The sequence below is a fragment of the Kribbella sp. NPDC023972 genome (assembly GCF_040639075.1).
Taxonomy (GTDB): domain Bacteria; phylum Actinomycetota; class Actinomycetes; order Propionibacteriales; family Kribbellaceae; genus Kribbella.
In genome coordinates this window covers 703,904-728,461 of sequence record NZ_JBEZZH010000003.1, presented here as the reverse complement: position 1 = coordinate 728,461, position 24,558 = coordinate 703,904, and the positions used below count along the sequence as shown (strand labels likewise).

General features: G+C 69.5%; 26 protein-coding genes. 9 read left to right on the top strand and 17 right to left on the bottom strand.

The features are described 5' to 3' along the window. Positions 1-271: 271 nt before the first annotated feature. Genes AB0F43_RS16625 through AB0F43_RS16610 form a run of 4 tightly spaced genes read right to left on the bottom strand, consistent with a single transcriptional unit; the run spans position 272 to position 3,809 of the window. The gene (locus AB0F43_RS16625; RefSeq protein WP_360476556.1) at positions 272-931 is read right to left on the bottom strand and encodes a (2Fe-2S)-binding protein; all 660 of its coding nucleotides are present in this window, start codon (positions 929-931) and stop codon (positions 272-274) included. Then, complete coding sequence (locus tag AB0F43_RS16620) at positions 928-1,701, bottom strand: ABC transporter ATP-binding protein (protein ID WP_360476553.1); 774 nt, start codon at positions 1,699-1,701, stop codon at positions 928-930. The genes AB0F43_RS16625 and AB0F43_RS16620 overlap by 4 nt, the downstream gene beginning before the upstream one ends. A 3-nt stretch (positions 1,702-1,704) precedes the next feature. After that, positions 1,705-2,706 (bottom strand): iron chelate uptake ABC transporter family permease subunit, encoded by a 1,002-nt coding sequence (locus AB0F43_RS16615; RefSeq protein WP_360476550.1) that lies wholly within the window; start codon positions 2,704-2,706, stop codon positions 1,705-1,707. A gap of 50 nt (positions 2,707-2,756) precedes the next feature. Beyond that, the gene (locus tag AB0F43_RS16610; RefSeq protein ID WP_360476547.1) at positions 2,757-3,809 is read right to left on the bottom strand and encodes an iron ABC transporter permease; all 1,053 of its coding nucleotides are present in this window, start codon (positions 3,807-3,809) and stop codon (positions 2,757-2,759) included. A gap of 74 nt (positions 3,810-3,883) precedes the next feature. Between AB0F43_RS16610 and AB0F43_RS16605 the strand changes: the two genes are divergently transcribed. Continuing rightward, positions 3,884-4,864, top strand: coding sequence for an iron-siderophore ABC transporter substrate-binding protein (locus AB0F43_RS16605; RefSeq protein WP_360476544.1), 981 nt, complete (start codon positions 3,884-3,886; stop codon positions 4,862-4,864). A gap of 21 nt (positions 4,865-4,885) precedes the next feature. Continuing rightward, complete coding sequence (locus AB0F43_RS16600) at positions 4,886-5,521, top strand: hypothetical protein (protein WP_360476541.1); 636 nt, start codon at positions 4,886-4,888, stop codon at positions 5,519-5,521. Here the strand turns inward: AB0F43_RS16600 and AB0F43_RS16595 are convergent. Genes AB0F43_RS16595 through folP form a run of 3 tightly spaced genes read right to left on the bottom strand, consistent with a single transcriptional unit; the run spans position 5,514 to position 7,824 of the window. Next, positions 5,514-6,200 (bottom strand): class III extradiol dioxygenase subunit B-like domain-containing protein, encoded by a 687-nt coding sequence (locus AB0F43_RS16595; protein ID WP_360476538.1) that lies wholly within the window; start codon positions 6,198-6,200, stop codon positions 5,514-5,516. The genes AB0F43_RS16600 and AB0F43_RS16595 overlap by 8 nt on opposite strands. Before the next feature lie 2 nt (positions 6,201-6,202). Next, the gene (locus tag AB0F43_RS16590) at positions 6,203-6,949 is read right to left on the bottom strand and encodes a pyrimidine reductase family protein (protein WP_360476535.1); all 747 of its coding nucleotides are present in this window, start codon (positions 6,947-6,949) and stop codon (positions 6,203-6,205) included. Further along, complete coding sequence (gene folP, locus AB0F43_RS16585; RefSeq protein WP_360476532.1) at positions 6,949-7,824, bottom strand: dihydropteroate synthase; 876 nt, start codon at positions 7,822-7,824, stop codon at positions 6,949-6,951. The genes AB0F43_RS16590 and folP overlap by 1 nt, the downstream gene beginning before the upstream one ends. A 186-nt stretch (positions 7,825-8,010) precedes the next feature. Here folP and AB0F43_RS16580 point away from each other — a divergent pair, with 186 nt between their 5' ends. The 3 genes from AB0F43_RS16580 to AB0F43_RS16570 are packed head-to-tail and all read left to right on the top strand — an operon-like array spanning position 8,011 to position 11,038. Then, positions 8,011-9,327, top strand: a complete 1,317-nt coding sequence (locus AB0F43_RS16580; protein WP_360476530.1) for an L-fuconate dehydratase — start codon at positions 8,011-8,013, stop codon at positions 9,325-9,327. Continuing rightward, positions 9,324-10,076: an SDR family oxidoreductase gene (locus AB0F43_RS16575; RefSeq protein ID WP_360476527.1), complete on the top strand. Its 753-nt coding sequence runs from the start codon at positions 9,324-9,326 to the stop codon at positions 10,074-10,076. The genes AB0F43_RS16580 and AB0F43_RS16575 overlap by 4 nt, the downstream gene beginning before the upstream one ends. Then, the gene (locus tag AB0F43_RS16570; RefSeq protein WP_360476525.1) at positions 10,073-11,038 is read left to right on the top strand and encodes an aldo/keto reductase; all 966 of its coding nucleotides are present in this window, start codon (positions 10,073-10,075) and stop codon (positions 11,036-11,038) included. The genes AB0F43_RS16575 and AB0F43_RS16570 overlap by 4 nt, the downstream gene beginning before the upstream one ends. A gap of 112 nt (positions 11,039-11,150) precedes the next feature. On the opposite strand, the gene AB0F43_RS16565 is transcribed toward AB0F43_RS16570, so the two are convergent. The 6 genes from AB0F43_RS16565 to AB0F43_RS16540 all read right to left on the bottom strand — a co-directional run bounded on the left by AB0F43_RS16565 (position 11,151) and on the right by AB0F43_RS16540 (position 15,604). After that, entirely contained in the window at positions 11,151-11,924 is a 774-nt protein-coding gene (locus AB0F43_RS16565) for an alpha/beta hydrolase (RefSeq protein WP_360476522.1), read from the bottom strand. Between the two features lie 167 nt (positions 11,925-12,091). Continuing rightward, complete coding sequence (locus tag AB0F43_RS16560; protein ID WP_360476519.1) at positions 12,092-12,400, bottom strand: DUF2218 domain-containing protein; 309 nt, start codon at positions 12,398-12,400, stop codon at positions 12,092-12,094. An 82-nt stretch (positions 12,401-12,482) separates the two neighbouring features. Continuing rightward, positions 12,483-14,063 (bottom strand): ATP-binding cassette domain-containing protein, encoded by a 1,581-nt coding sequence (locus AB0F43_RS16555; protein WP_360476516.1) that lies wholly within the window; start codon positions 14,061-14,063, stop codon positions 12,483-12,485. Between the two features lie 150 nt (positions 14,064-14,213). Continuing rightward, positions 14,214-14,423, bottom strand: coding sequence for a DUF6343 family protein (locus AB0F43_RS16550; RefSeq protein WP_360476513.1), 210 nt, complete (start codon positions 14,421-14,423; stop codon positions 14,214-14,216). A gap of 15 nt (positions 14,424-14,438) precedes the next feature. Beyond that, positions 14,439-15,110 (bottom strand): FadR/GntR family transcriptional regulator, encoded by a 672-nt coding sequence (locus tag AB0F43_RS16545; RefSeq protein ID WP_360476510.1) that lies wholly within the window; start codon positions 15,108-15,110, stop codon positions 14,439-14,441. Positions 15,111-15,208: 98 nt separating this feature from the next. Then, positions 15,209-15,604 carry a RidA family protein gene (locus tag AB0F43_RS16540; RefSeq protein ID WP_360476507.1) on the bottom strand — a complete coding sequence of 132 codons (396 nt, stop codon included), beginning with the start codon at positions 15,602-15,604 and terminating at the stop codon, positions 15,209-15,211. Between the two features lie 488 nt (positions 15,605-16,092). Between AB0F43_RS16540 and AB0F43_RS16535 the strand changes: the two genes are divergently transcribed. Genes AB0F43_RS16535 through AB0F43_RS16525 form a run of 3 tightly spaced genes read left to right on the top strand, consistent with a single transcriptional unit; the run spans position 16,093 to position 20,882 of the window. Then, positions 16,093-19,959 (top strand): multifunctional oxoglutarate decarboxylase/oxoglutarate dehydrogenase thiamine pyrophosphate-binding subunit/dihydrolipoyllysine-residue succinyltransferase subunit, encoded by a 3,867-nt coding sequence (locus AB0F43_RS16535; RefSeq protein ID WP_360476504.1) that lies wholly within the window; start codon positions 16,093-16,095, stop codon positions 19,957-19,959. A 1-nt stretch (position 19,960) separates the two neighbouring features. Then, positions 19,961-20,137: a DUF6104 family protein gene (locus AB0F43_RS16530; protein WP_360476501.1), complete on the top strand. Its 177-nt coding sequence runs from the start codon at positions 19,961-19,963 to the stop codon at positions 20,135-20,137. A 25-nt stretch (positions 20,138-20,162) separates the two neighbouring features. Then, positions 20,163-20,882, top strand: a complete 720-nt coding sequence (locus tag AB0F43_RS16525; RefSeq protein WP_360476499.1) for an AAA family ATPase — start codon at positions 20,163-20,165, stop codon at positions 20,880-20,882. On the opposite strand, the gene AB0F43_RS16520 is transcribed toward AB0F43_RS16525, so the two are convergent. After that, positions 20,879-21,235: a metalloregulator ArsR/SmtB family transcription factor gene (locus AB0F43_RS16520; RefSeq protein WP_360476496.1), complete on the bottom strand. Its 357-nt coding sequence runs from the start codon at positions 21,233-21,235 to the stop codon at positions 20,879-20,881. The two genes, AB0F43_RS16525 and AB0F43_RS16520, sit on opposite strands and share 4 nt — an antisense overlap. 114 nt (positions 21,236-21,349) lie before the next feature. Here AB0F43_RS16520 and AB0F43_RS16515 point away from each other — a divergent pair, with 114 nt between their 5' ends. Continuing rightward, the gene (locus AB0F43_RS16515) at positions 21,350-22,585 is read left to right on the top strand and encodes a sodium:proton exchanger (protein WP_360476493.1); all 1,236 of its coding nucleotides are present in this window, start codon (positions 21,350-21,352) and stop codon (positions 22,583-22,585) included. A gap of 60 nt (positions 22,586-22,645) precedes the next feature. Here AB0F43_RS16515 and AB0F43_RS16510 read toward each other — a convergent pair whose 3' ends face one another. The 3 genes from AB0F43_RS16510 to AB0F43_RS16500 form a co-directional block, all read right to left on the bottom strand. Beyond that, positions 22,646-22,939 carry a WhiB family transcriptional regulator gene (locus AB0F43_RS16510; protein WP_360476490.1) on the bottom strand — a complete coding sequence of 98 codons (294 nt, stop codon included), beginning with the start codon at positions 22,937-22,939 and terminating at the stop codon, positions 22,646-22,648. Positions 22,940-23,077: 138 nt separating this feature from the next. Further along, positions 23,078-23,581 carry a GNAT family N-acetyltransferase gene (locus AB0F43_RS16505; protein WP_360476488.1) on the bottom strand — a complete coding sequence of 168 codons (504 nt, stop codon included), beginning with the start codon at positions 23,579-23,581 and terminating at the stop codon, positions 23,078-23,080. Continuing rightward, positions 23,582-24,550: a zinc-binding dehydrogenase gene (locus tag AB0F43_RS16500; protein WP_360476485.1), complete on the bottom strand. Its 969-nt coding sequence runs from the start codon at positions 24,548-24,550 to the stop codon at positions 23,582-23,584. It abuts the gene before it with no gap. Between the last annotated feature and the right edge of the window lie 8 nt (positions 24,551-24,558).

Here is a 24,558-nt window from a genome sequence, read left to right as displayed (position 1 = left end):
AGTGACGAGGGAAGGGCGGGAGCCAAAGCCCCATGACCCGCCGCGCGGCAGCGTGGCCAAAAGCACAGCGACTGGAGAGACGAGGGAAGGCCGGGAGTCACAGCCCCATGACCCGCCGCGCGGCAGCGCGGCCATATGCACAGTCACGCTTGCGAACCTAACCCCGGACCATCGGCCGGACAACCGACGGCGGGTTACCCGTCGGTGACGCCGAACACGGTGAAAAAGTCATGCCGACGATCGTCCCCGGCCCCACCGACAGTTTTTGGCGTCAGCGAAATCGAGGGCAGGTCGAGCAGGCGTTGACGTTCGGCAACGCGTAGACGTAGCAACACGAGGTGCGAAGTTTCTGGTCCAGCGACACCTCGAAGGCGGCCGCGGCCTGCTCGGCGTGCGGCGCCTCCTCAGGCAGCCGGATCGCCTGCCGCACCTCGTCCTTGACCGCGCCGAGGCGCTGCAACGAACCGATCTTCACACCTGGGCGGTAGGAGTTGAGGAACGCCGCCGCATGCTTGTCGAGCTGCGCGGCCGCCTCGGCCACCGGTACGACGGTCGAGGTCAGCAGTGCGACCTCGACCGGGTAGTGCGCGGTCGGGTGTCGTCGGAAGGCCAGTGACCCCGGCGACACATCCGGTGACATCCCGGTCACCGCTGCCGTCACTCCAGCCACCAGCGAGGGCACTTGCAGGTACCACATGAGCGTGAACATCGCCGCCACCTGCACCGGCGGCTCGATGGCGTACTCACGCGCGTAGTCGTCCTCCAGCGCCTTCCGCCACCCGTAGGTCGGGTCGCCGCCGGCCTGCTGTTCCGCGAGCAGTCCCGCGCACGACACCCACTCCGGTCCGGGCACGGAGTCCGCCGTACGCACGGACAACCAGGACACGGAGTCGGCCAGGATGTCCGCGAGCCTGCTGACGGAGTACGTCACCCGGCCAGCCTACGGTCGGGTACGACGACCGGCGCTCCCCCGACCTCCACCACGGTGGCCTTCAGCCCGAACACGTCGTCCAGGAGTTCCTCGGTGAGTACGTCAACCGGCCGCCCCTGGGCCGCGATCTTGCCCTCCCCCATCACCACGATGTGGTCGGCGTACTGAGCAGCCAGAGTCAGGTCGTGCAGCACGGCCACCACGGTCCGGCCGGACTGAGCAGCCACGTGGACCACGTTCATCACGTCGACAGCGTGGGCGAGGTCCAGGTACGTCGTCGGCTCGTCGAGCAGCAGGTGCTGCGTGCCCTGGGCCAGGACCATCGCGATCCACACCCGCTGCCGCTGGCCGCCGGACAGCTGGTCGACCGGCCGCTCCCGCAGGTCGGTCAGCTCGACCGCGGCCAGCGCCTCGTCGATCGCCGCGTCGTCCTCGGCAGTGAGTCGTCCGAACAACCCGCGGTGTGGATGCCGACCACGCGACACCAACTCGGCCGCCGTGATCCCCTCCGGCGTGACCGGACCCTGCGGCAGTACACCGAGCTTCCTGGCCAGCTCGCGAGCGGGCAGCTTGTGAATGTCCTTCCCGTCCAGCAGCACCTCACCGCTCTGCGGAGTCAGTAGCCGGCTCATCCCGCGCAGGAGCGTCGACTTGCCGGACCCGTTCGGCCCCACCACTGTGGTCAGCTGTCCGGCCGGCACCTCCAGCGTCAACCCGGACACCACCGGCGCATCAGCGCCGTACGCGAGGGTGATGTTCTCGACGTGCACTTGTCAGCGTCCTCTCTGCTGGCGGCCGATGAGATGGAGCAGGTACGGCGCTCCGGCCGCGGCCGTGATCACACCGACGGGCAGCTCGTACGGTCCGACCTGTAGCCACTGCAACCCGTTCCGGGCCAGGAGATCCGCCAGTACGACGAACAGCGCACCGAGCAGGGCGGTCGTCAACAGCGGTGGCCGTTCCATCCGGGTCAGCCGCTGCGCGATCTGCGGCGCGACCAGCGCGACGAACGCGATCGGCCCGGCCCCGGCGGTCGCCATCGCGGCGAGTACGGTCGCGATGACCAGCAGCGCGAGCCGGATGCGCGCCACCCGCACACCCAGCGACGACGCGACGTCGTCACCGAGCACCAGCGCGGACAGGTCCCGGTTGAATATCATCGCCACCGGGACCAACAACAGCACCGCCAGGCCGACCGGTACGGCGTCACTCCAGGCGCGCGCGTTGAGCGAACCAGCCAGCCACGCGGCGGCCCGGCCCGCGTCGTTGACGTCACCGATCACCAGCAGCCACGCAACCAGCGAGTTGGCGGCGGCCGCGACACCGACGCCGATCAGCACCACCCGGCCGGCGTCGACCACGCCACGCTGGATCGACAACGCGCCGACGATCAGGGTCGCGACGAGTCCACCGAGTACGGCCGCCAGCGGGATGCCGACCTTGGCCGCGACGCCGGAGATGTTCCCGCCGCCGGTGCCGGCCAGGACGATCACGGCCACCGCACCGGCGGACGCACCAGAGTTCACCCCGACGATGTCCGGACTGGCCAACGCGTTGCGCGACAAGGTCTGCAGCAGCGCACCGGACACGGCGAAAGCGATGCCGACGAGCAGGCCGGTCGCAACGCGGGGCAGGCGGAGCTCGATGACGACGAGCCGGGTGCCGCGGCGACCGCCGCCGAGCAGGACCTCGACCACATCCGCGACCGGGAGTTTCGTCGTACCGACGCTCAAGGAGATCAACGCGACCACGATCGCCAGGACCGCGAACAGCACGCTGAGGACGACAATGCGCGAGCTGACAGAGCGAGGGCGCTGCTGAAGCATCACAGCGCCACCGCCCGGCGTCGTACGACGATCACGAACAGCGGCGCCCCGACGATGCCGAGAACGACGCCGGCCTGGACCTCACCGGCTCCGCCGACCAGGCGACCGGCCAGGTCCGCCAGCACGAGCGACGTCGCGCCGATCAGGCCAGCCGCCGGGATCAGCCAACTGTTGCGGGCGCCGAACAGCCGTCGCGCGACATGACCGGCCAGCAGCCCGAGGAAGCCGATCGGACCGCACGCCGCGACGCCGGCAGCGGTCAGCAGCCCGATCGCCCCCAGCCCGACCAGCCGCGCCCTCCGGATCGACAACCCAAGGCCCGCGGCAACATCGTCACCGAGAGCTAGCAGGTCCAGGTCCCGGGCATTGACCAAGGCAAGAAGGAGGCCGACGACAGCGAACGGCAGCACCTGCCCGGCGACGTCCAGTCCGCGACCGGCCACCGAGCCGACCGCCCAGAAGCGGTAGCTGTCCAGCGTGTCCGCGTCGAGCAGCACGATCGCCGAGGTCAGCGCGCCCAGCATGGCGGCCACCGCGGCCCCCGTCAGTGCCAGGCCGACCGGCGTGGCGCCACTCCCCCGCGAAGCGAGCCGTTGCACTCCGAAGGTGGCGAGCAGCGCACCTGCCAGAGCGACCCAGACCGTCGACGACACCGACTCGACCACGCCGACCTGCAGGCCGAGGACGACGGCGAAAGCCGCGCCCGAGCTCACGCCGAAGATCCCCGGCTCGGCCAGCGCGTTCCTGGTGTGACCCTGCATCAGCGCGCCCGCGATGCCGAGGCAGAGCCCGATCAGCACCGCCACCACGGTGCGGGGGAACCGCAGGTTGCGGACGATCACGTCCGCGTCGGAGCCGGTGTTCGCGGTGAGCGCGTGCCAGAGCGCGCCGGGACCCAGCCACCGCGAGCCGAGCGCGAGGCTTGCCGCGAAGGCCAGCACCAGGATGGCGACCAGAGCCAGCAGCGCGGCGGTACGCCGTACCACCGGAACCGCAGGACGGGCCGGTGGATGTCCGGCGACCGGACGTGCGGAAGGGGCGGCGGTGCGCATATGGTTAGGTTTGCCTTACTTCGCAGAGGTGTCGAGTCACCTTAACCTGCGCCCGCCCGACCAGGAGAACACCCGTGCGCCTGACCCGCCTGACCGCTCTGTTCGCTGTGACCGTCCTGGCCTTGGCCGGGTGCGGAGGCTCGTCCGACGACGAGTCACCGGCCGCCGCCGGCTCGACGGCGGATGCGGGCTTCCCGCGGACCGTCGAGCACGCGATGGGCAAGACCGAGATCCCGGCCAAGCCGAAGCGGGTGGTCGCCCTCGACGCGAGTTTCGTCGACGCCACCCTGATCCTCGACACCCCGGTCTTCGGTTACACCGACTACCGCAGTATCAACGGGAAGCTGCCGGACTACCTCGGCGAGGACCGGACGACGTACGCCTCCGAGGCGCAGGCGGTCGGCACGCTGGCCGAGCCGAACCTGGAGAAGATCGCCGCCCTCGACCCGGACCTGATCATCACCGCGAAGGTCCGGCACGAGAAGCTCTACGACCAGCTGTCCGCGATCGCGCCGACGGTGATGTCGGAGACCACCGGGCCGACCTGGAAGGACAACATCCGGCTGGAGGCGAAGGCACTCGGCCAGGAGGAGCTGGCGGAGAAGGAGATCTCGGCGTACGAGAAGGCCGCCAAGACCGTCGGTGACGCGATCAACGCCAAGGCGGGCACCCCGGCGATCTCGATCGTCCGGTTCGTCGACGGCCCGACCCGGCTGTACCAGAAGAAGAGCTTCTCCGGCATCGTGCTGAAGGACGCCGGCCTGGCCCGGCCGAAGCCGCAGGACGTCGAGGACTTCGCCCTGGAGATCAGCCCGGAGCGGATCAAGGACGCCGACGGTGACGCGATCTTCGTCACCGAGTTCGCCGACGAGAAGGGCGTGAGCGCAAAGACCGCGGCCCAGTTCAAGGCCAACCCGCTGTGGAAGCCGCTGGCGCCGAAGGTCCACGAGGTCCCCGACCTGACCTGGATGACCGCCGTCGGCCTGCAAGGCGCCTGGGTCATCCTCACCGATCTGGCCAAAGCCTTCGACGTCCCCGCGCCGGTCAAGGCCTGACCTACTCGCTAGGGTCGATGCGTGACGGCTCTGGCTCGGTGGCATGTTGGCCCGTGGACCACTCGGGGGACACTGCCGGGCCAGCCGTTCGAGCCAGGCCGGAAGCGCACGCCCGACGAGCTTCACTTCGATGTCGTCGGGCTGGCGCGGATCCTTGGGCGGCGGTTGTCGGGGCGGGAGGAGCTTCAGGTTCGGCTGTGGCAGAACGAGCTGCGGCCGACTCACACCCGCCAGTGCGGCGTACACACGCTCGCGGACCCCGACAACGCCCAGCTCCTGCGCGAGACGGCTGAGGAGGCCCTCGCCTGGCTGGCCGAGCGCGCCCCTGCCGGCTACGAGTTCGTCCTCACCGACGCCGTCGAACTACGCCCGCTCCTCGACCTGACCGCCGACGTAGTCGCAGTCGACGCCGTCATCCGGTTGGCCGGCGCCGACCTCCCAGCCGCACGCCTGGCCTCAGCTCACGTACGACGCTCAGCCACAGGCGACTGGTACGCGGGTGACGCGGTGTGCAACTGGTCAGGCCCTCACAAAACCGCCGACGCCGCACTGGCCGTCGTACAGGCTGCCCGTACAGAGCTTGTCGCCCAACTGCGAGCGGCTGGCCGCGATGACCTGGCCGACACCGCGGACCGCTGGCCGCCCGTTCCTAGCTGAACGCCGCAACGAAGTAGCCGACGCCGTAGGGGGCGGCGTGGTAGGTGAGATTGCCGGTCAGGTCTGGCTGCAGCGCACTGGCGAAGACCTGCCAGGGTGCGCGGCCGACGGCCTGCAACTCGCTCGCGAGATCAGGGTCGAGGGCCGCCAGTACGGCGGTATCCGCGCGATCCAAAGCCTCGGCGACGGTGGTGTCGAAGATCTCGGCTCGCGGGTGCAGGTGGACGGGTGAGTGTTCGCTGCGGCGGGCCGAGCCGTCGCCCATCACCAGCAGACCGATCCGATCGTTGCCCCCGGCAATCTCCCGGCCCAGCTCGAGGCAGCGCGCCGGTGGGGTGTCCGCGGACACGGCCAGGTACGAGCGGGGCAGGCCGGTGACCTTGGTCTGCTCGATGAGCCACGCACCCATCGCCAAGGAGAGCGGCAACACCGGGTCACCGCTCCCGACCCGCACTCCGGGTGCGCCGTACGCGCCGAAGGACCCACCGGCCGGCCCGTCGTAGGAAGCGGGGCCAGTCGACCCGGAGCCCACCACCAGCAGGCGATCTGCGGCGGACAGGTGCTCGATCGCGGCCAGGCAGGCAGCGCGGAGATCGTCCAGCTCAGGCGCAGCGCCGGAGGCGATCTCGGGGACGAGCAGGGGCGGGTGCGGGCAGACCGCGGCGCGCACGACGGGCACGCCTACGACTCCCGCAGGTAGCGAAGGAACACGTAGCCGTCGTCCGCTGTCAGCAGGGACTCGAGCTTCATCCGGCGCGTCAACGTCGTCTCCAGGCCGGCCGTGATCCGCCCGGCGCCCGGACCGGCCAGCATCGGGGCCAGCGTCAGGCACAGCTCGTCGACAAGATCGACCTCGGTCAGTGACCCGAGCAGGTGCGGACCGCCCTCGCACAGGATCTGCGGCATCCCACGCTCGGCCAACTCCTTCACGACGGCCGTCAGATCGACCTCAGCCGCCCCGAGGACGAGCACCTCGGCGACCTCGCCGAGCGCCTCGCGCCGATCCGGCGGTGACGCGGCGTGCGTGACCAGGATCGGGCGCACCGCCGACTGGAAGATCGGGTTCACCGGGCTCAGCTCCAGCCGCGACGAGACGACCACCAGGGTCGGGTTCTCCGCCAGTCCGGACGCCCGCCGCCACTCCCGGCTGGCCGCCGACAGCCGCAGCGGGTTGTAGCCCTCGTCCCGGATCGTCCCGGCGCCGACCATCACCACGTCGGCGAGCATCCGCATCCGGCTGAACAACCGGCTGTCCGAGTCACTCGTCAACGCCTTGGACTGGCCGTCGATCTCGACCGCGCCGTCCAGGCTGCTGACGAAGTTCGCGCGCAGGTGCGGTACCGAGCGGTCGGCCGGCTCGTAGGCGGCGGCCAGCTCGGCATCGGACAGGTCTTCGAGGCGACGCATCGGGTGAGGCTCCAATCCCATCAGGCCAGGCTTCTTCGGGTTCCGGCGGGCTGCGCGGTGCCACGCAGTACGGCGATCAGGTCGAGCGCCTGGCGAGCCGCCGGTACGTCGTGGACGCGGAAGACCCGGGCGCCGAGCCAGGCGGACACGCTGAGCGCCGCCAACGTCCCGTTACCCCGTTGCCCCGGCGGCAACTCCAGGGTCTCGCCGATGAAGTCCTTGTTCGACACCGCGACCAGGACCGGCCAGCCGGTCGCGGCCAGTTCGTCCAGCCGGCGGGTGAGCTCCAGCGACTGCAGGGTGTTCTTGCCGAAGTCGTGGGTCGGGTCGATCAGGATCCCGTCCGGCCGGACCCCGGCGGCGACCGCTCGATCGGCCAGGGCGGTCGTCGTACGGATCACGTCGGCGACCACGTCGTCGTACGCCATCCGGTGCGGATCGGTCCGCGGCGAGAGGCCGCCGACGTGGCTGCAGACCAGTCCGGCGCCGAACTCGGCGGCCACGGTGGCAACCTCCGGGTCGGCGCCCGCCCAGGTGTCGTTGATCAGGTTGGCGCCGGCCTCGGCCACGCGTCGGGCGACGCCGCTGCGGTAGGTGTCGACGCTGATCACCAGGTCCGGGTGCCGACTGCGGATGCCGGCGACGAAGTCCACCGTCCGACGCAGCTCCTCGTCCTCGCTGACGGGCTCGCCGTACCCGGCCTTGACGCCGCCGATGTCGACCAGGTCGGCACCGTCGGCGACCGCCTTGGCGATCGCGTCGTACGCCGCCTCGGTCGCGTAGGTCGCGCCGCGGTCGAAGAACGAGTCCGGGGTCCGGTTGACGATCGCCATCAGGGCGAACTCACCCGCGCCGAACGACCGGCTGCCCAGCCGCAGGGTCCCGCGCTCCGCCATGGGTCGACTGTAACGGGCGGACCCCCAGGCCATCACAGACGGCGCCGCGGCGCTGCCTCAGGCGCACGCGGCGCCGACGGGACCGATGGTGATGGCCTGGGGATCCGGCCCCAGCACTGCCCAAGTCGCCACATATCCTATAGGATTCACCCCGACAGTCCGTCGACAGCTGCAGATCGGGTCCTGATGCCACGATTCACCGAGTTAGAGACCTACGACGTCCGTTTCCCCACGTCGCTGGACCTGGACGGCTCCGACGCGATGAACACCGATCCGGACTACTCCGCCGCGTACCTGATCCTGCGCACCGACACCGGCGACGGGCTGGAGGGGCACGGGTTCGCCTTCACCATCGGTCGCGGCAACGACGTTCAGACCGCGGCGATCGAGGCGCTCCGCGACCACGTCATCGGGCTCGACGTCGACGCGACGCTGAAGGACCTCGGCGGGTTCTGGCGGTCGCTGGTGCACGACTCGCAGCTGCGCTGGCTCGGCCCGGAGAAGGGCGTCATGCACATGGCGATCGGCGCGGTCGTCAACGCGGTCTGGGACCTCGCGGCGAAGCGGGCCGGCGTACCGCTGTGGAAGCTGCTGTCGGACATGTCGCCGGAGCAGATCGTCGAGCTGATCGACTTCCGCTACCTCACTGACGCGCTCACACCGTCCGAGGCGCTGGAAATCCTGCGCTCCGCCGAGGCCGGGCGTGCCGAGCGGGAGGCGTTGCTGCGTGCGCGCGGCTACCCGGCGTACACGACGACGCCCGGCTGGCTCGGGTACGACGACGCCAAACTGATCCGGCTCTGTCACGAGGCGGTGGCCGAGGGGTTCACCCAGATCAAGCTGAAGGTCGGCGCCAACCTCGACGACGACGTACGGCGGATGCGACTGGCCCGCGAGGCGGTCGGCCCGGACATCCGGATCGCGATCGACGCCAACCAGCGCTGGGACGTGGCCGACGCGATCCCCTGGGTCAAGGCGCTGGCGCCGTACGACGTCTGGTGGGTCGAGGAACCGACCAGCCCGGACGACATCCTCGGGCACGCGGCCATCGCGGCCGGTATCGCGCCGATCCGGGTCGCGACCGGTGAGCACGTGCAGAACCGCGTGGTCTTCAAGCAGATGTTGCAGGCCGGGTCGCTGTCGGTGCTGCAACTCGACTCCGCCCGGGTGGCCGGGGTGAACGAGAACATCGCGATCCTGTTGCTGGCGGCCAAGTTCGGCGTACCCGTGTGTCCGCATGCCGGTGGGGTCGGGTTGTGCGAGCTCGTCCAGCACCTGTCGATGTTCGACTACGTCGCGGTGAGCGGATCGGTGGACGACCGCGTGATCGAGTACGTCGACCACCTGCACGAGCACTTCCTGGACCCGGTGGTGATCAAGGACGGGCACTACGTCGCGCCACTGAAGCCCGGGTTCGGGGCCGAGATGGATGCTGAGACGCTGGGTGACTACCGGTACTCGAGTGGCAAGATCTGGACCGACCTGACCAAGGAGAATCAGTGACCGACTTTGCCGGCCTGAAGGCCGTGGTGACCGGAGGCGCTTCGGGTATCGGGCTGGCGGCGGCCTCGCTGCTGGCTTCCCGGGGTGCACAGGTGGTCGTGTTCGACCTCAAGCCTGACGTCGCCGAGCCGCTGACCGGGATCGCCACGGACGTCACCGACGACACTTCGGTCCGCGACGCGGTCGCCGCGGCCGCGCTGCAGCTCGGCGGCATCGACATCGTGGTGAACAACGCCGGTATCGGCGCCCAGGGCACGGTCGCGGCCAACGACGACGAGGAGTGGCACCGCGTCTTCGACGTCAACGTCGTCGGTATCGCCCGGGTGACGCGGGCCGCGCTGCCGCATCTGCGCACGTCGTCGGCCGCCGCGATCGTCAACACCTGCTCGATCGCCGCCACCGCCGGGCTGCCGAATCGGGCGCTCTACTCCGCGAGCAAGGGCGCCGTACAGGCTCTGACCATGGCGATGGCCGCCGACCACGTCCGCGAAGGCATCCGGGTGAACTGCGTGAACCCTGGTACGGCGGACACGCCGTGGGTGGGCCGTTTGCTCGACGCCGCCGACGACCCGGCGGCGGAGCGGGCCGCTCTGGAGGCGCGCCAGCCGATGGGCCGGCTGGTCTCCGCCGACGAGGTGGCGCACGCGATCGCCTATCTGGCCAGCCCGTTGTCCGGATCCACCACCGGTACGGCGCTTGCCGTCGACGGCGGGATGCAGAACCTCCGGCTCCCGGCGGCCCGGTCATGAAACTCTTCCCCGACAGCCAACCGGTCGGCCTCGGCGGTGCGCCGCTGGGCAACCTGCTCGGCGAGGTCCCGGAGAAGGACGCGATCGAGACCGTGGACGCGGCCTGGGCGGAAGGCTGGCGGTACTTCGACACGGCGCCGCACTACGGCCTCGGGCTCGGGGAGGAACGTCTCGGCGCCGGGCTCCGGTCGCGACCGCGGGACGAGTACGTGCTGTCGAGCAAGGTCGGCCGGATCATCTACGAGGCCGCCGACGCCGCGACCGATGACGAGGGCTTCGAGATCAGCACCACCCGGCGGCGCCGCTGGGACTTCAGCCGGGACGGCGTACTGCGCAGCATCGAGGACTCGCTGCGCCGGATCGGCACCGACCGCCTCGACGTCGTCTTCGTCCACGACCCCGACGACCACTACGACGAGGCCGTCGCCACCGCCTTCCCGACGCTGATCGAGCTCCGCGACCAGGGCGTGATCGGCGCCATCGGCTCCGGGATGAACCAGACCGCGATGCTGACCCGCTTCGTCCGCGAGATCGACATCGACGTCATCATGCTGGCCGGCCGCTACACCCTGATCGACCCCGACGGCCTCGACGACGTCCTCCCCGCCTGCCTGGCCGACAACGTCCAGGTAGTTGCGGTAGGCATCTTCAACTCCGGCCTGCTGTGCCAGCCCCGGCCCGCCCCCGGCGCCACCTTCAACTACGCACCAGCCGACCCCTCACTGGTGAACAAGGCCAACAAACTGGCCGACGTCTGCGAGTCACATGGCGTCACCCTCCCCGCCGCCGCCCTCGCCTTCCCGCTGGCCCACCCCGCCGTAACCGGCATCGCCGTAGGCTGCCGCACCCCCGCCGAAGTCCACACCAACGCCGCCCTCGCCCGCACCGAAATCCCGGTGGGTTTGTGGTCCGACCTGAAGTCCACCGGCCTCCTCCGCGAAGACGCCCCCACCCCGGGATAAGCCCCAGACCCACCAACCTCACCGGTCCGCGTTCGGCCGCCGGCGAAACAAGGTTCGACAGCCGGTATCGGCGTCCGGTGCGGGGCCGGACGCCGATACCGGTCAGGTCTGGTCAGGCCGGCGACGTGCCGGCCGGGGCGAGATGCCGGACCAGGAACTCCTGGTCGAGCCCGATCCAGCGGATGGTGCGATGGTCGCCCGGGTTGGCGTGCAACGTCTTCTCCGTGCTGGCGAAGGCGTCGAACAATGCCAGAGCGGACTGCCGATCGACGTGTTCGTCGTCCCACGGGAGCAGGAACTGGATCGGGACGGTGATCCGTCTCGCTGCCTCGAGTTGCGCCTCGTACACGAAGAACCCGCCGCCGAAGATGGCGGCGGTGATCCTTGGTTCGATCGCCGTCAGCGGCACGCCGATCGCGGTGCCCAGCGATACGCCGCCGCCGTACCCGATCGGCGCTTCGGTGCCGATCTCGGGCAGTTCCTGGAGTGCGTCCAGGGTTGCCTGCCACTCCGGTACGGCGCGCTCCGCCAGGGAGCTGCCGTAGCGGACGCTGATCGACTTGAACCGCTCTTTGTCGCCTGCCGTCAGAGCCTGCCGGAAGTCGGCACGGGTCTGCTCGTCCTCCGCGGAAAGCGGGCGGTCGCCGTGTCCTGGCGCGTCGATGGCGACGACACTGAAGCCCCAGCGGGTGACCAGGTCGTGGGCGCGGGCCACTTGCGCCGGCGTCTTCTTGTGTAAACCGCCGCCGTGCCCCATCAGCACAAGCGGCGCATGATCGGGGCCTGCTACGGGCGACCAGAGTACGCCGGGGACCTCACCCACGACGAAGTCTCGTTCGACGAGACCGTTCGACGATGTCTCAGTGGTGAAACGTAGAGAATGCACAGGTTGATGCCTTTCGGGAGTGCCAAGTGGTCGAGGCGCTCCCGGCGACACCTACGTCAATCGCCCGACCGTGGCGACCAGGGGGAGCACCCACGTGCGTGCAGCTGTCATGGGTCTCACCTCCTCGCGTGATGTCACGGTCCTCCGCAAAGCTACCAGCCCGAACCTCATCCGTCCTCGCCGACCGAATGCCACTCCACGCGCAGGCCATCCCGTCGGCCGATCTGCTCCACCCGCTCTGCCACGCGATCGCTCACCTCGCGCAACTGACCAGCATCGGCGGCCTCCACCCTGAGCACCAGCCGATCCTGCTCGGCGACGATCCGCCAGGTCGCCGGACCAAGATCGATGAGCAATTCACCCGGCGCCTCCGCGAGCAGCCGCATCCCACCAGGCTGATGGGCGAAGTGACTACTCAACTGCTCGACATACCGCGCCGCCCGCGCGGTACCGACATACGCCTCCAGAACCGGCATTCCATCACTCCCTTTCACTACACAGTGTCCCGGGTTCACGCGGTCGGGTGAGAGGTTGAGGCGACGGATGACGGGGCCGGCGCTACAACGGATCGATCCCGGTCAGGGCCTCCGGTGTCAGTTCGACCCAGCGGGTGATGCCGATGTCTCGGAGGAACGGCAGGTCGTGGCTGGCGATGATCAGTGCACCGCTGTACGACGCCAGTGCGTCTTTCAGTTGCGCGACGCTGGCGAGGTCGAGGTTGTTGGTCGGCTCGTCGAGCATCAGCAACTGCGGCGGCGGCTCGGCCAGCAGCAACGCGGCCAGTGTCGCCCGGAAGCGTTCGCCACCGGACAGCGTGCTGACCAGCTGATCGGCCGCGCGCCCACGGAAGAGAAAGCGCGCCAGCCGCGACCGGCGGTCCTGGTTCTCCGTACTCGGTGCCAGCAATGCGAGATTGTCGACGATCGACAGGTCGTCCCGGAGCAGATCCAGCCGCTGCGGCAGATACCGGAACGGCACCACCGGCAGCCCACCACTGACGATCGACTGCAGCAGCGTCGTCTTGCCCGCGCCGTTCGGCCCGGTCAGCGCGATCCGCTCCGGACCGCGGATCTCCAGGTCGACGTGCGCACCGGTCCGCAGCACGTGATCCTCGAGCCGCAGCACGATCCGCCCCGGCGGTACGGCGGTCTTCGGCAGGTCGACGCGGATCGTGTCGTCGTCGTGGACCAGAGCCTCCGCCTCGGCCAGCGCCTCCTGCGCCGAGTCGAGTCGCTCGCTCTGCATCCCGAGATGCTTCCCGGCCGACACCTGCGCCGACCGCTTCAGCCCGCCCGCGACGATCTTCGGGATCCCGCCCTGCTCGAACGCACGCTGCCCGGCGGCACGCCGCCGATCCATCTTCATCCGCGCCTCGATCAGGTCGCGCTTCTGCTTGCGTACGTCGGCCTCCGCCGAGCGCACCATCCGCTCGGCCGCCTCCTGCTCGACCGCCACCGCTTCCTCGTAGGCCGTCAGGTTGCCGCCGTACCAGGTGAGGTCGCCCTTGCGCAGGTCGCCGATCTGGTCGACCCGGTCCAGCAGCTCGCGGTCGTGGCTGACGATCAGCAACGCACCGCGGAACTGATCGACGGCGTCGTACAACTGCCGTCGCGCCCGCAGGTCGAGGTTGTTGGTCGGCTCGTCCAGCAGCAGTACGTCGGGACGCCGCAACAACTCGGCGGCCAGCCCGAGCAGGATCGTCTCGCCGCCGGACAGCTCGCCCACGTTGCGGTCCAGCCCGATCGCGCCGAGGCCCAGCTTGCCCAGCAGCGCCTCGGCCCGCTCGTCGACGTCCCACTCGTCACCGATGACGGCGAAGTTCTCCTCCGAGGCGTCGCCGGACTCGATCGCCGTGATCGCGCGGCGGATCGCGTCGATGCCGAGCGCCTGGTCGACGCGCAGCGTGGTGTCGAGGGTGAGGTCCTGCGGGAGATACCCGAGCTCACCGCTCACCCGGATCGCGCCACGCTGCGGCCTGAGCCGGCCCGCGATCAGCCGCAGCAGCGTGGACTTGCCGGCCCCGTTGCGGCCGACCAGCCCGGACCGCACCGGTCCGGCGACGAAGCTGAGCCCGTCGAACAGCACCTCGCCGTCGGGCCAGGCGAAGAAGAGGTCCGTACAAGACAGGGAATGACTCATATGCGTGTACTCCAGAAGAGGTCTCGGACGAGACCGCGCACCTCGACGGGTGGCGATCACCGGCTGAAAGAAAAGACCTCGGAGTTACAACGCGGACCCCTGACGTCGGGAATGGGACGCGACCAAGATTACGGGCCGTGGTTGGCGGGTTCAACCACTTTTCTGATACTTGCGCCAGGCAACGATCACCAGGTCGACGAACGCGACCACCGCCAGCACGACGCAGGCGATCACCCACCCGGCCGGAACGTCGTACGTCGCGAACAGGACCGCGGCCGTCACCCACAGCGCCACACCGAAGCAGGCCAGGACCAGACGAAGTGTCAGCGCGCTACGTGGTGGCGGCGGTTCGAAGGCCATACCCGGCCGGTACCCCTAAGTGGCTTTGCGCAGCCAGGTCTCGACGCCGGCGATGTGGGCGGTCATCCAGGCGCGGGCCGCTTCGGCGTCACCGATCTCGATCGCGTCCAGGATGGCGGCATGCTCCGACAGGGTCCGCTCGACCGCGCCGGCCTGGGTGACGCCGCGCCAGATCCGGGCCCTCTGGGTCGCGCCGGAGATGCCGTCGAGAAGCGAACAGACGACCTGGTTGCCGGTCGCCTCCGCGATGGCGCGGTGGAACCTCAGGTCGTTGGCCACCAGCTCCTCCACCGGCGAATCCGGTGTCAGGTCGCTGCACAGCAGCCGTAGCGCGCTCACCTGCTCCTTGGTGATCCGTACGGCGGCCAGCGCGGCCACCCCCGGCTCGAGCAATCGCCGTACCTCGAAGAACTGCAGCACCGAGTCGTCGCGATGCAGGTCGACCATGAAGTTCAGCGCGTCGAGCAGATGCGCCGAGTCCAGGCTGGTCACGTAGGTGCCGTCGCCGTGCCGGACGTCCAGGACGTTCACCAGCGTCAGTGCCTTGACCGCTTCCCGCAGCGAGTTCCGCGACAGGCCGAGGCGGGCCGCGAGATCTGCTTCCTTGGGCAGCCGGTCGCCCGGCCCCAGCTCCCCCGAGGTGATCATCTCCTTGATCTTGACGATCGCCTCATCCGTCAACGCCATGCAGTCAGTATGGCGCCAGAGGCGCCTAAGGACAGGAGGTAGTGCCGACCTGGCCGGTGGCCGCCTGAACCGCCCGGCGCGGCAAACGATCCATGTGACTACCTCCTGTCCGTCGGCACCTGTCCCACGGCATCCACTTCGAAGCTCATGTCCGGGAGGGCGAGGGCGGCGACGCCGAGGAGGGTCTGAACGGGCGGCTTGCCGGGCCAGCGGCGGGCGACGGCCGCGCCGACGACGGCGAGCTTGTCCGGCGAGTGGTCGACGATGTACGTGCGGAGCTGGAACACGTCGGCGTAGTCGAGACCGGCCGAGCGCAGCGCGATCCCGAGGTTGTCGAACGACAGCTCGACCTGGTCGGCGAATCCGGCGACCGGAACCGCGCCATCGGGCCCGGACGCGTACTGGCCGGCCACGAAGACGAGGTCCCCAACCCTCGCCACGTGGCTGTAGCCGAAGCCAGCCGGGTCGTGCAGTTGTGCCGGGTTGGTGATCATCGGGCGATCCTCTCATAGTTCTGGATGTCTAATATCCAGATATTACCTCCGCCTAGGACCGTGAGCCCAGTCGGGGGTAACTGGACTGATCCAGAGCGTGAGGTTCACCACATTTCTGCGCGCTCCTGATCGCCACCGACCGCGAGCGGGCAGTTGCATACAGTGGCCAGTCGCGCTCAAACGCTTCACCCAGAGTCACCGCGACGGGAGCCGGAAACCCTCTGCTGCAAGGAGTCCCGCAGTCTGTCCGGCCTTCCCTCAGGTCCCTCACACCACGACCGCCGGCCGGAGAGCTGAAACACCTGCCTGCACAGTGTTCCAGGCCTCGATCGATCAAGTCGGCGAGGCCCGACCACTCGATGCACTGGTCCGGTGATCCCGGGCTGTGGAAGTGGTCCGCGTGCTATTAGCCTTGCTCTGGGGATGCACCCATAACATCAGCATTAACCACCGCGGTACCGGACCGATCGGAAGAGGCGAACTGCCAAGTGGCCACCGAGCCATCAGACACAAATCCACTAGCAGCCTTCGGTGCGAACGAATGGCTGGTCGACGAGCTGTACGAGAAGTACCTGCAGGACCCCAAGTCAGTGGATCCGGCGTGGCTCGCCATTTTCGAGGGCGACAGCTTCAAGGACTACAAGCCAGGTGACGCGAAACCGGTGACCACCACCCCGGCCGACGCTCCCCGGCCCGACGCGGTGTCGGACAACAAGACTCCCGAGGCGCAGAGCCGCGGCACGTCCGCATCCGCCCCAGCCTCGAGCCAGCCCGCGGCAGCCGCCGCGGCCGCTGCCCCTGCCGCCGCGGCCCCGGCCCCGGCGGTCGCAACGCCGCCGGCCGATGCGCAGGCCGCCGTACCGGACCAGCCCGCAGCGCAGAGCCAACCAGCAGCGAAGACGGCGCCGGCCACCACCAGCGCCGCCCCGACCGGAGGCACGGTGAACCAGCCCCCCAGCGCCAAGCCGAAGCCCGCTCCCGCGACCAGCACGGACGCCGAGCGGCAGATCCTGCGCGGCGCGCCCGCGCGGACGGCGCAGAACATGGAGACCAGCCTCTCCGTGCCGACCGCGACCAGCGTTCGGCAAGTTCCGGTCAAGCTGCTGATCGACAACCGCATCGTCATCAACAACCACCTCAAGCGCGCCCGCGGCGGCAAGATCTCCTTCACCCACCTGATCGGCTGGGCGCTGGTGAAGGCGCTCAAGACGCTGCCCGAGATGAACGCGTCGTACGCCGAGACCGACGGCAAGCCGACCCTGGTCCAGCCGGCCCACATCAACCTGGGCCTGGCCATCGACATGCAGAAGCCGGACGGCACCCGGCAACTGCTGGTGCCGTCGATCAAGGCCGCCGAGACGATGACGTTCGCCGAGTTCTGGATGGCCTACGAGGACATCGTCCGGCGGGCCCGGGACAACAAGCTGGCACTGCCCGACTTCCAGGGCACCACGATCAGCCTGACCAACCCCGGCACCATCGGCACCCAGCACTCGGTGCCCCGGCTGATGACCGGCCAGGGCTGCATCATCGGCGTCGGCGCGATGGAGTACCCGCCGGAGTACCAGGGCGCGGCCGAGGAGACGATGGCCAAGCTCGCGGTCAGCAAGGTGATGACGCTGACCTCGACCTACGACCACCGGATCATCCAGGGCGCCCAGTCGGGTGAGTTCCTGCGCCGGCTGCACCAGCTGCTGCTCGGCCAGGAGGGCTTCTACGACGAGATCTTCCAGTCGCTGCGGATCCCGTACGAGCCGATCCGCTGGGCCGCCGACCTCCCGCACAGCCACGAGGAGGACATCAGCAAGCAGGCCCGGATCCTGGAGCTGATCCACGCCTTCCGGGTGCGCGGCCACATCATGGCCGACACCGACCCGCTGGAGTACAAGCAGCGCAGCCACCCGGACCTGGACGTGGCCACCCACGGCCTGACCCTGTGGGACCTGGACCGCGAGTTCGCCACCGGCTCGTTCGGCGGCGCCGACCGCAAGTTCATGAAGCTGCGCGAGATCCTCGGCATCCTGCGCGACTCGTACTGCCGGACCACCGGTATCGAGTACATGCACATCCAGGACCCCGAGCAGCGCAAGTGGATCCAGGAGCGGGTCGAGCGGCCGCACACCAAGCCGCCGCGCGAGGAGCAGCTGCGGATCCTGGCGAAGCTGAACGAGGCCGAGGCGTTCGAGACCTTCCTGCAGACCAAGTACGTCGGCCAGAAGCGGTTCTCGCTGGAAGGCGGCGAGACCACCATCCCGCTGCTCGACGAGCTGTGCGAGGAGGCGGCCGGCGCCGGGCTGGACGAGGTCGTCATCGGGATGGCGCACCGCGGCCGGCTGAACGTGCTGGCCAACATCGTCGGCAAGTCGTACGGCCAGATCTTCCGCGAGTTCGACGGCAACATCGACCCGCGGACCGTGCAGGGCTCCGGTGACGTCAAGTACCACCTGGGCGCCGAGGGCGAGTTCGTCTCCGAGTTCGGCGACAAGATCAAGGTCTCGGTGGCGGCGAACCCGTCCCACCTGGAGACCGTCGACCCGGTGCTCGAGGGCATCGTCCGGGCCAAGCAGGACATCCTCGACCGCGGTGCCGCGTTCCCGGTGCTGCCGGTGCTGGTGCACGGTGACGCGGCCTTCGCCGGCCAGGGCGTGGTTGCGGAGACGCTGAACCTGTCCCAGCTGCGCGGCTACCGCACCGGCGGCACGATCCACGTGATCGTGAACAACCAGGTCGGCTTCACCACCTCGCCGGCCTCGTCCCGGTCGTCGATGTACTGCACCGACGTGGCCCGGATGGTGCAGGCGCCGATCTTCCACGTGAACGGCGACGACCCCGAGGCCTGTGTCCGGGTCGCCGACCTGGCCTTCGAGTACCGGCAGGCGTTCAACAAGGACGTCGTCATCGACCTGGTCTGCTACCGCCGCCGTGGTCACAACGAGGGTGACGACCCGAGCTTCACCCAGCCGCTGATGTACGACCTGATCGAGCAGAAGCGGTCCGTCCGCAAGCTCTACACCGAGGCCCTGATCGGCCGCGGCGACATCACGGTCGAAGAGGCCGAGCAGGCGATGCGGGACTTCCAGCAGCGGCTGGAGCGGGTCTTCACCGAGGTCCGCGAGGCGAAGAGCCAGCCGGACACGCCGGCGCCGTACGTGACCGTGCCGGTGTACCCGGACAAGCCGGAGGGCCCGGACGCGACCGCGACCACCCCCGAGGTGCTGAAGAAGATCGCCGACGCGTACACCACGCTGCCGGAGGGCTTCACCGTGCACCCGAAGGTGCTGCCCCAGCTGCAGCGCCGGGCGACCGCGATCACTCAGGGCCCGATCGACTGGGCCAGCGCGGAGATCACCGCGTTCGGCTCGCTGCTGCTGGCCGGACGGCCGGTCCGGCTCGCCGGTCAGGACAGCCGCCGGGGCACGTTCGTGCAGCGGTTCGCCGCGATCATCGACCGGGTCGACGGCCAGGACTGGGTGCCGCTGCAGCACCTGGACGAGGGCCAGGCGAACTTCCACGTCTACGACTCGCTGCTCAGCGAGTACGCCGCCCTCGGCTTCGAGTACGGCTACTCGGTGGCCCGGCCGGACGCGCTGGTGCTGTGGGAGGCCCAGTTCGGCGACTTCGTCAACGGCGCCCAGTCGATCATCGACGAGTACGTCTCGTCCGGTGAGGCGAAGTGGGGCCAGAAGTCGGGTGTCGTGCTGCTGCTGCCGCACGGCTACGAGGGCCAGGGCCCGGACCACTCCTCGGCCCGGATCGAGCGGTTCCTCCAGCTCTGCGCCGAGAACGCGATGACGGTGGCGCAGCCGTCGACGCCGGCGTCGTACTTCCACCTGCTCCGCCGGCACACGCTCGGCGAGGAGCACAACCCGATGATCGTCTTCACGCCGAAGCAGCTGCTGCGGCGCAAGGAGGCGGTGTCGCAGCCGGAGGAGCTGACCCACGGCACCTTCCGGCCGGTACTCGGCGACGCCGTGGCCGAGGAGACCGCGGGCACGATCGAGCGGGTCATCCTGGCCTCCGGCCGGATCGTGTACGACCTGCTGGCCGAGCGGAAGAAGGCCGAGCCGGACAAGCTCAGCACCGCGGTGATCCGGGTCGAGCAGCTCTACCCGCTGCCCGCCGAGGAGATCGTCGCCGAGCTGGCCAAGTACCCGAACGCGACCGAGGTCCGCTGGGTCCAGGACGAGCCCGCGAACCAGGGCCCGTGGCCGTTCATGGCGCTGAACCTGACCGAGCACCTCGGCGGCAAGCCGTTCTACCGGGTGTCCCGGCCGGCCATGTCGGCACCGTCGGTCGGCTCGATGGGTGTGCACCAGGCCGAGCAGGCGACGCTGCTGAAGCAGGCATTCAGCTGACGTGTACTTCACCGATCGAGGGATCGAGGAGCTCGAGAGCCGGCGTGGCGAGGAGGATGTCACGCTGGCCTGGGTGGCCGAGCGGCTGCGCGAGTTCGTCGACCTGAACCCCGAGTTCGAGACACCGATCGAGCGGTTCGCCACCTGGCTGGCCCGCCTCGACGACGAGGACGACTGATCCGGTAGTCCTCTAGCCTGGGCGGATGCCGTTCGCCGACCATCCGGTACGTCGGGTGGCCGCCGCGGACGGGGTTCGCCCAGGTCCGCGGTGGCCGCACACCATCCCGGCCGTCCGTCAGCTCCTCACCGACGGCCTCGACCTGAACCCCGGCGTCACCTTCCTGGTCGGCGAGAACGGCGCCGGCAAGTCCACCCTGGTCGAGGCGATCGCGGTCGCCTACGGGATGTCTTCCGAAGGCGGCTCCACCGGCGCCAGGCTCACCACCCGCGCCAGCGAGTCGCCGCTGGCGGACGAGTTGGTGCTGACCCGCGGCGTCGGCGCCAGGAAGTCCGGCTTCTTCCTGCGCGCCGAGACGATGCACGGGTTCTACACATATCTGGAGCAGAACCCCGGCTCGTCACCGGAGCCGGTCTTCCACGAGATGAGCCACGGCGAGAGCTTTCTGAGCCTGATCCAGAGCCGGTTCGATCGGCGCGGCTTCTACTGCCTGGACGAGCCCGAGTCCGCTCTGTCGTTCTCCAGCAGCTTGGCGGTGGTCGGCGTACTGAACCAGCTGGCCGAGTCGGGCTCGCAGGTCGTGTGCGCCACCCACTCCCCCGTGATCGCGGCCCTGCCGGGCGCGACGATCCTCGAGGTCGGCGAGTGGGGCCTGCGTCGTACGACGTGGGACGAGCTGCAACTGGTGGAGAACTGGCGCGCGTACCTGCAGGCACCGGAAAGGTACCTGCGGCACGTCCTCTAGTCGGTGTGTGGGGGCCTGGTACGGCGGGGTGGATCAGGCGCCAGCGAGCCGTCGGGGGCGATGTGCTCGAAGATCTGGTCGACCAGGTTGAGCACGTGCGGGTCGTCGACGGTGTAGATGTGCCGCCGGCCCTCGCGGCGGGCCGTGATGATGCCGGCCAGCCGGAGCTTGCCGAGGTGCTGGCTGGCGGTGGCGATGCTGACGCCCGCGCGCTCCGCGAGCGTGCCGACGTCGTACTCGCCCTGAGCCGCCAAGGAGACCAGATGCAGCCGCACCGGGGCGGACAACATCGCGAAGGTGCCGGCGGCGGATTCCAGCTGGGCCTTCGTCGGTTCGGGGATCGGTGTCGTCATCGCGCAGTCATTGTGACCGCTCGAGCGGTCCTGCGGCAGCGCGGCAGGCCGGGGTGACGACGCTCTCATACTTTCGCAATTGCGAAAGTGTTAAAACGATGGCAGGCTGGAAGCATGCTCCGAGCTCTTCGCCCCGTGCTGTTGCTGCTCGTGGTGGCGATCCCCGCGGTCGCCCTGCGGCTCACCGGCACGCACCCGCCGGCCCTGGCGTCGATGCTGATCTTCGGCGCGGCCGTGGTCGCCGCGGCGTTCGTGCTGGCTTGGGCGGCGGAGGCCGCGGAGGTGGACATCTCCGGCGGCCTGGCGATCGCGCTGCTCGCGGTGATCGCGGTCCTGCCCGAATATGCGGTCGATCTCTACTTCGCGCACACCGCCGGCACCAACCCCGACTATGTGCAGTACGCCGCCGCCAACATGACCGGCTCGAACCGGCTGCTCCTCGGCCTCGGCTGGTCCAGCGTCGTCCTGATCAGCCTGTACGTCGCGTCCCGGCGCAGCGGCCGGACGATCAAGACGCTCGTACTCGACTCCGGTTACCGCCGTGAGCTCGGCTTCCTCGCCGTCGCCGCCGTGGTCGCGTTCATCATCCCGATGACCGGCGAGATCCACCTGGTGCTCGGGATCCTGCTGCTCGCGTTCTTCTCCTACTACCTGTACCGGGCGGCCGTCTCGGAGCACGACGACGAGCCGGAGCTGATCGGCCCCGCCGCGACCATCGGCGCACTGCCGACGGTGCGGCGGCGGATCACGGTGATCGGCATGTTCCTGGTCTCGGCCGGGGTCATCCTGGCGGCCGCGGAGCCGTTCGCGGACTCGCTGGTCGAGGGCGGCCACGCGCTGGGAATCGACCAGTTCCTGCTGGTGCAGTGGCTGGCTCCGCTGGCGTCGGAGGCGCCGGAGTTCATCGTGGCGCTGCTGTTCGCCTGGCGCGGCAAGGGCGCGGCCGCCCTCGGCCTGCTGATCTCGGCCAAGGTGAACCAGTGGACCCTGCTGATCGGCAGCCTGCCGGTCGCCTACCTGCTCGGCGGCGGATCGCCGGCTCTTCAGCTCGACGGGCGGCAGGTCGAGGAGTTCCTGCTGACCGCCACGCAGACGCTGCTCGGTCTCGCCGTACTGCTGAGCCTTCGCTTCCCGCGCTGGGCGGCCTGGACGTTGCTGGGGCTGTTCGCGGTCCAGTTCGCCGTACCGGGTCAGACCGGGCGGTATGTGCTGTGCGGGATCTACCTCGTGCTCGCGGTGGCTGCGATGGTCAGGAACCGGCAGCACCTGCTCGCCACGATCACTTCCCCGTTCCGGCGGACGGAAAAGCTCGCCGACGCGGAGCGCGCCGACGAGCTTGTCGGGGTCTGAGCCACGGTTTCCGGATGCTCAGTGCCACCCAGTGCGAATTATGTTCCGGAAAGCGACCGGTCAGCTGGCCTGCTGTTCCTCGACGATGGGACGGCGGCGCTCCTGCGGGCCCGGCCGGCCACGGCGGCGGCCGGAGAGGAACTTCTCGCCGGCGGCGGTGCCGGTGAACTTGGTCCGGCGGGCCCACTCACGGCATTCCTCGATCACTGGGCAGGACGTCAGGCACAAGGCCTGGGCCTTGCGCTGCTCCCACTGGCTCGCGGTCTCGTCGTACGACGGCGCCTGCCCCACACAGGCGGCCTTGGTCATCCAGCGGTCGGCGGGATCGGCGATCACCGTCAAGGTCAGCCTCATGGGCACTCCTGATCCTCATCGATCGGGCGGATCGAACTCTGTGCTGCGGTAGGACCAGACTGAGCCAACCTCGTTGCCCCGGTGCGACGCGCATGTTTCCGGCGTGAAACGGTGCCCGGCACAACAGTGCCGGTGACACTAACGCCGTACCATCCGGATCTCCGGCAGCCCGAAGAACGGGTCGTCCACCACGGCGCCGTCCGCGGCGAAACCGTTGCGGCGGTAGAAGTTCCGGGCCCGCTGGTTGGCCTCGAACACCCACAGACTGGCCGGATCTTTGCCGATGGCAACCTCCAGCAGCCGGGCCCCCAGGCCGCTCCCCCACCACCGGCTGCGGGTGTAGAGCGAGTAGAGCTCCAGCGGCGTGGGCGCATCCTCGTCCCGGGACGGACCGGGCACCGCGAAACCGGCCAGCCGGTCCTTGACGCCGGCGGCCGGATCAAGGTTCAGCGCGATCCAATGGACCCGGCCGGCCCCGATGTGTGTGGTCCATCGCTCGATCCGCCGATCGATGTCGCTGGTCCGCTCGGCCAGTACGCCGGGGTCGACCAGGCCGGCGTACGCCTCCCGCCAGCAGAGCAGATGGCACCACGCCGCGGACTCCGCGTCCTCGATCGTCGCGCGGCGGATCTCCGGTTGCACTCAGACAGTAAAGACGATCTTCCCGAAGACGTCTCCCTCGTTCATCTTGGCGAAACCCTTGCGGGCGTCGGCGAGCGGGAGCACCGAGTCGATGTGTGGCGAGATGCCCGCGTTCGCCATGAACTGCACGAGCTCGGCCAGCTCGGCCCGGGTGCCCATCGTCGAGCCCTGCACGCGCAGTTGGAGGAAGAAGATCCGGTTCAGCTCGGCCGACTTCGGCGCCTGGCCGCTGGTCGCGCCGGAGATGACCACGGTGCCGCCCTGCTTCAGCGACTTCAGCGAGTGCGACCAGGTCGCCTGCCCGACCGTCTCCATCACCGCGTCGACCCGCTCCGGCAGTCGCGCCCCGGACTCGAACACGTCATGCGCGCCGATCTCCAGCGCCTTCGCCCGCTTACCGTCGTCCCGGCTGGTCGCCCAGACCCGGATCCCCGCGGCTCGCGCCAGCGTGATCAGCGCGGTCGCCACGCCGCCACCGGCACCCTGCACCAGCACGGTGTCACCCGGCTTGAGCCCCGACTGCGTGAAGAGCATCCGGTACGCCGTCAGCCACGCGGTCGGCAGGCACGCGGCCTGCTCGAAGCTCAGCCCGGCCGGCTTCGGTACGACGTTGCGCGCGGGTACTGCGACCTTCTCGGCCAGCGTCCCCTGGTACCGCTCGCTGAGCAGCGACCGCTTCGGGTCGAGGGTTTCGTCGCCTCTCCACGCCGGGTCGGAGATCACCGCGTGCACGACGACCTCGTTGCCGTCCGGGTCGACACCGGCCGCGTCACAGCCGAGGATCATCGGCAGACTCTGCTCGGCCAGCCCGACGCCCTTCAGCGACCACAGGTCGTGGTGATTGAGCGCGGTCGCCCGCACATCGATCGTCACCCACCCCTCGGGCGCCGTCGGGCCGGGGCGCTCCCCCACCTCCAGTGCGGCGATCGGGTCGTCGGCGTCGAACTTGGCGGCATAGGCAGCAAGCATGCGTACCA

What these genes read in the sequence shown, in the direction of transcription:
- AB0F43_RS16510 (WP_360476490.1), bottom strand. Translation starts at nt 22,939, where the DNA reads ATGAGGCTGACCTTGACGGTGATCGCCGATCCCGCCGACCGCTGGATG.
- AB0F43_RS16560 (WP_360476519.1), bottom strand. Translation starts at nt 12,400, where the DNA reads ATGCCGGTTCTGGAGGCGTATGTCGGTACCGCGCGGGCGGCGCGGTAT.
- AB0F43_RS16610 (WP_360476547.1), bottom strand. Translation starts at nt 3,809, where the DNA reads ATGCGCACCGCCGCCCCTTCCGCACGTCCGGTCGCCGGACATCCACCG.
- folP (WP_360476532.1), bottom strand. Translation starts at nt 7,824, where the DNA reads ATGGCGGAGCGCGGGACCCTGCGGCTGGGCAGCCGGTCGTTCGGCGCG.
- AB0F43_RS16515 (WP_360476493.1), top strand. Translation starts at nt 21,350, where the DNA reads ATGCTCCGAGCTCTTCGCCCCGTGCTGTTGCTGCTCGTGGTGGCGATC.
- AB0F43_RS16500 (WP_360476485.1), bottom strand. Translation starts at nt 24,550, where the DNA reads ATGCTTGCTGCCTATGCCGCCAAGTTCGACGCCGACGACCCGATCGCC.
- AB0F43_RS16545 (WP_360476510.1), bottom strand. Translation starts at nt 15,110, where the DNA reads ATGGCGTTGACGGATGAGGCGATCGTCAAGATCAAGGAGATGATCACC.
- AB0F43_RS16570 (WP_360476525.1), top strand. Translation starts at nt 10,073, where the DNA reads ATGAAACTCTTCCCCGACAGCCAACCGGTCGGCCTCGGCGGTGCGCCG.
- AB0F43_RS16540 (WP_360476507.1), bottom strand. Translation starts at nt 15,604, where the DNA reads ATGATCACCAACCCGGCACAACTGCACGACCCGGCTGGCTTCGGCTAC.
- AB0F43_RS16520 (WP_360476496.1), bottom strand. Translation starts at nt 21,235, where the DNA reads ATGACGACACCGATCCCCGAACCGACGAAGGCCCAGCTGGAATCCGCC.
- AB0F43_RS16590 (WP_360476535.1), bottom strand. Translation starts at nt 6,949, where the DNA reads ATGGGATTGGAGCCTCACCCGATGCGTCGCCTCGAAGACCTGTCCGAT.
- AB0F43_RS16525 (WP_360476499.1), top strand. Translation starts at nt 20,163, where the DNA reads ATGCCGTTCGCCGACCATCCGGTACGTCGGGTGGCCGCCGCGGACGGG.
- AB0F43_RS16555 (WP_360476516.1), bottom strand. Translation starts at nt 14,063, where the DNA reads ATGAGTCATTCCCTGTCTTGTACGGACCTCTTCTTCGCCTGGCCCGAC.
- AB0F43_RS16580 (WP_360476530.1), top strand. Translation starts at nt 8,011, where the DNA reads ATGCCACGATTCACCGAGTTAGAGACCTACGACGTCCGTTTCCCCACG.
- AB0F43_RS16550 (WP_360476513.1), bottom strand. Translation starts at nt 14,423, where the DNA reads ATGGCCTTCGAACCGCCGCCACCACGTAGCGCGCTGACACTTCGTCTG.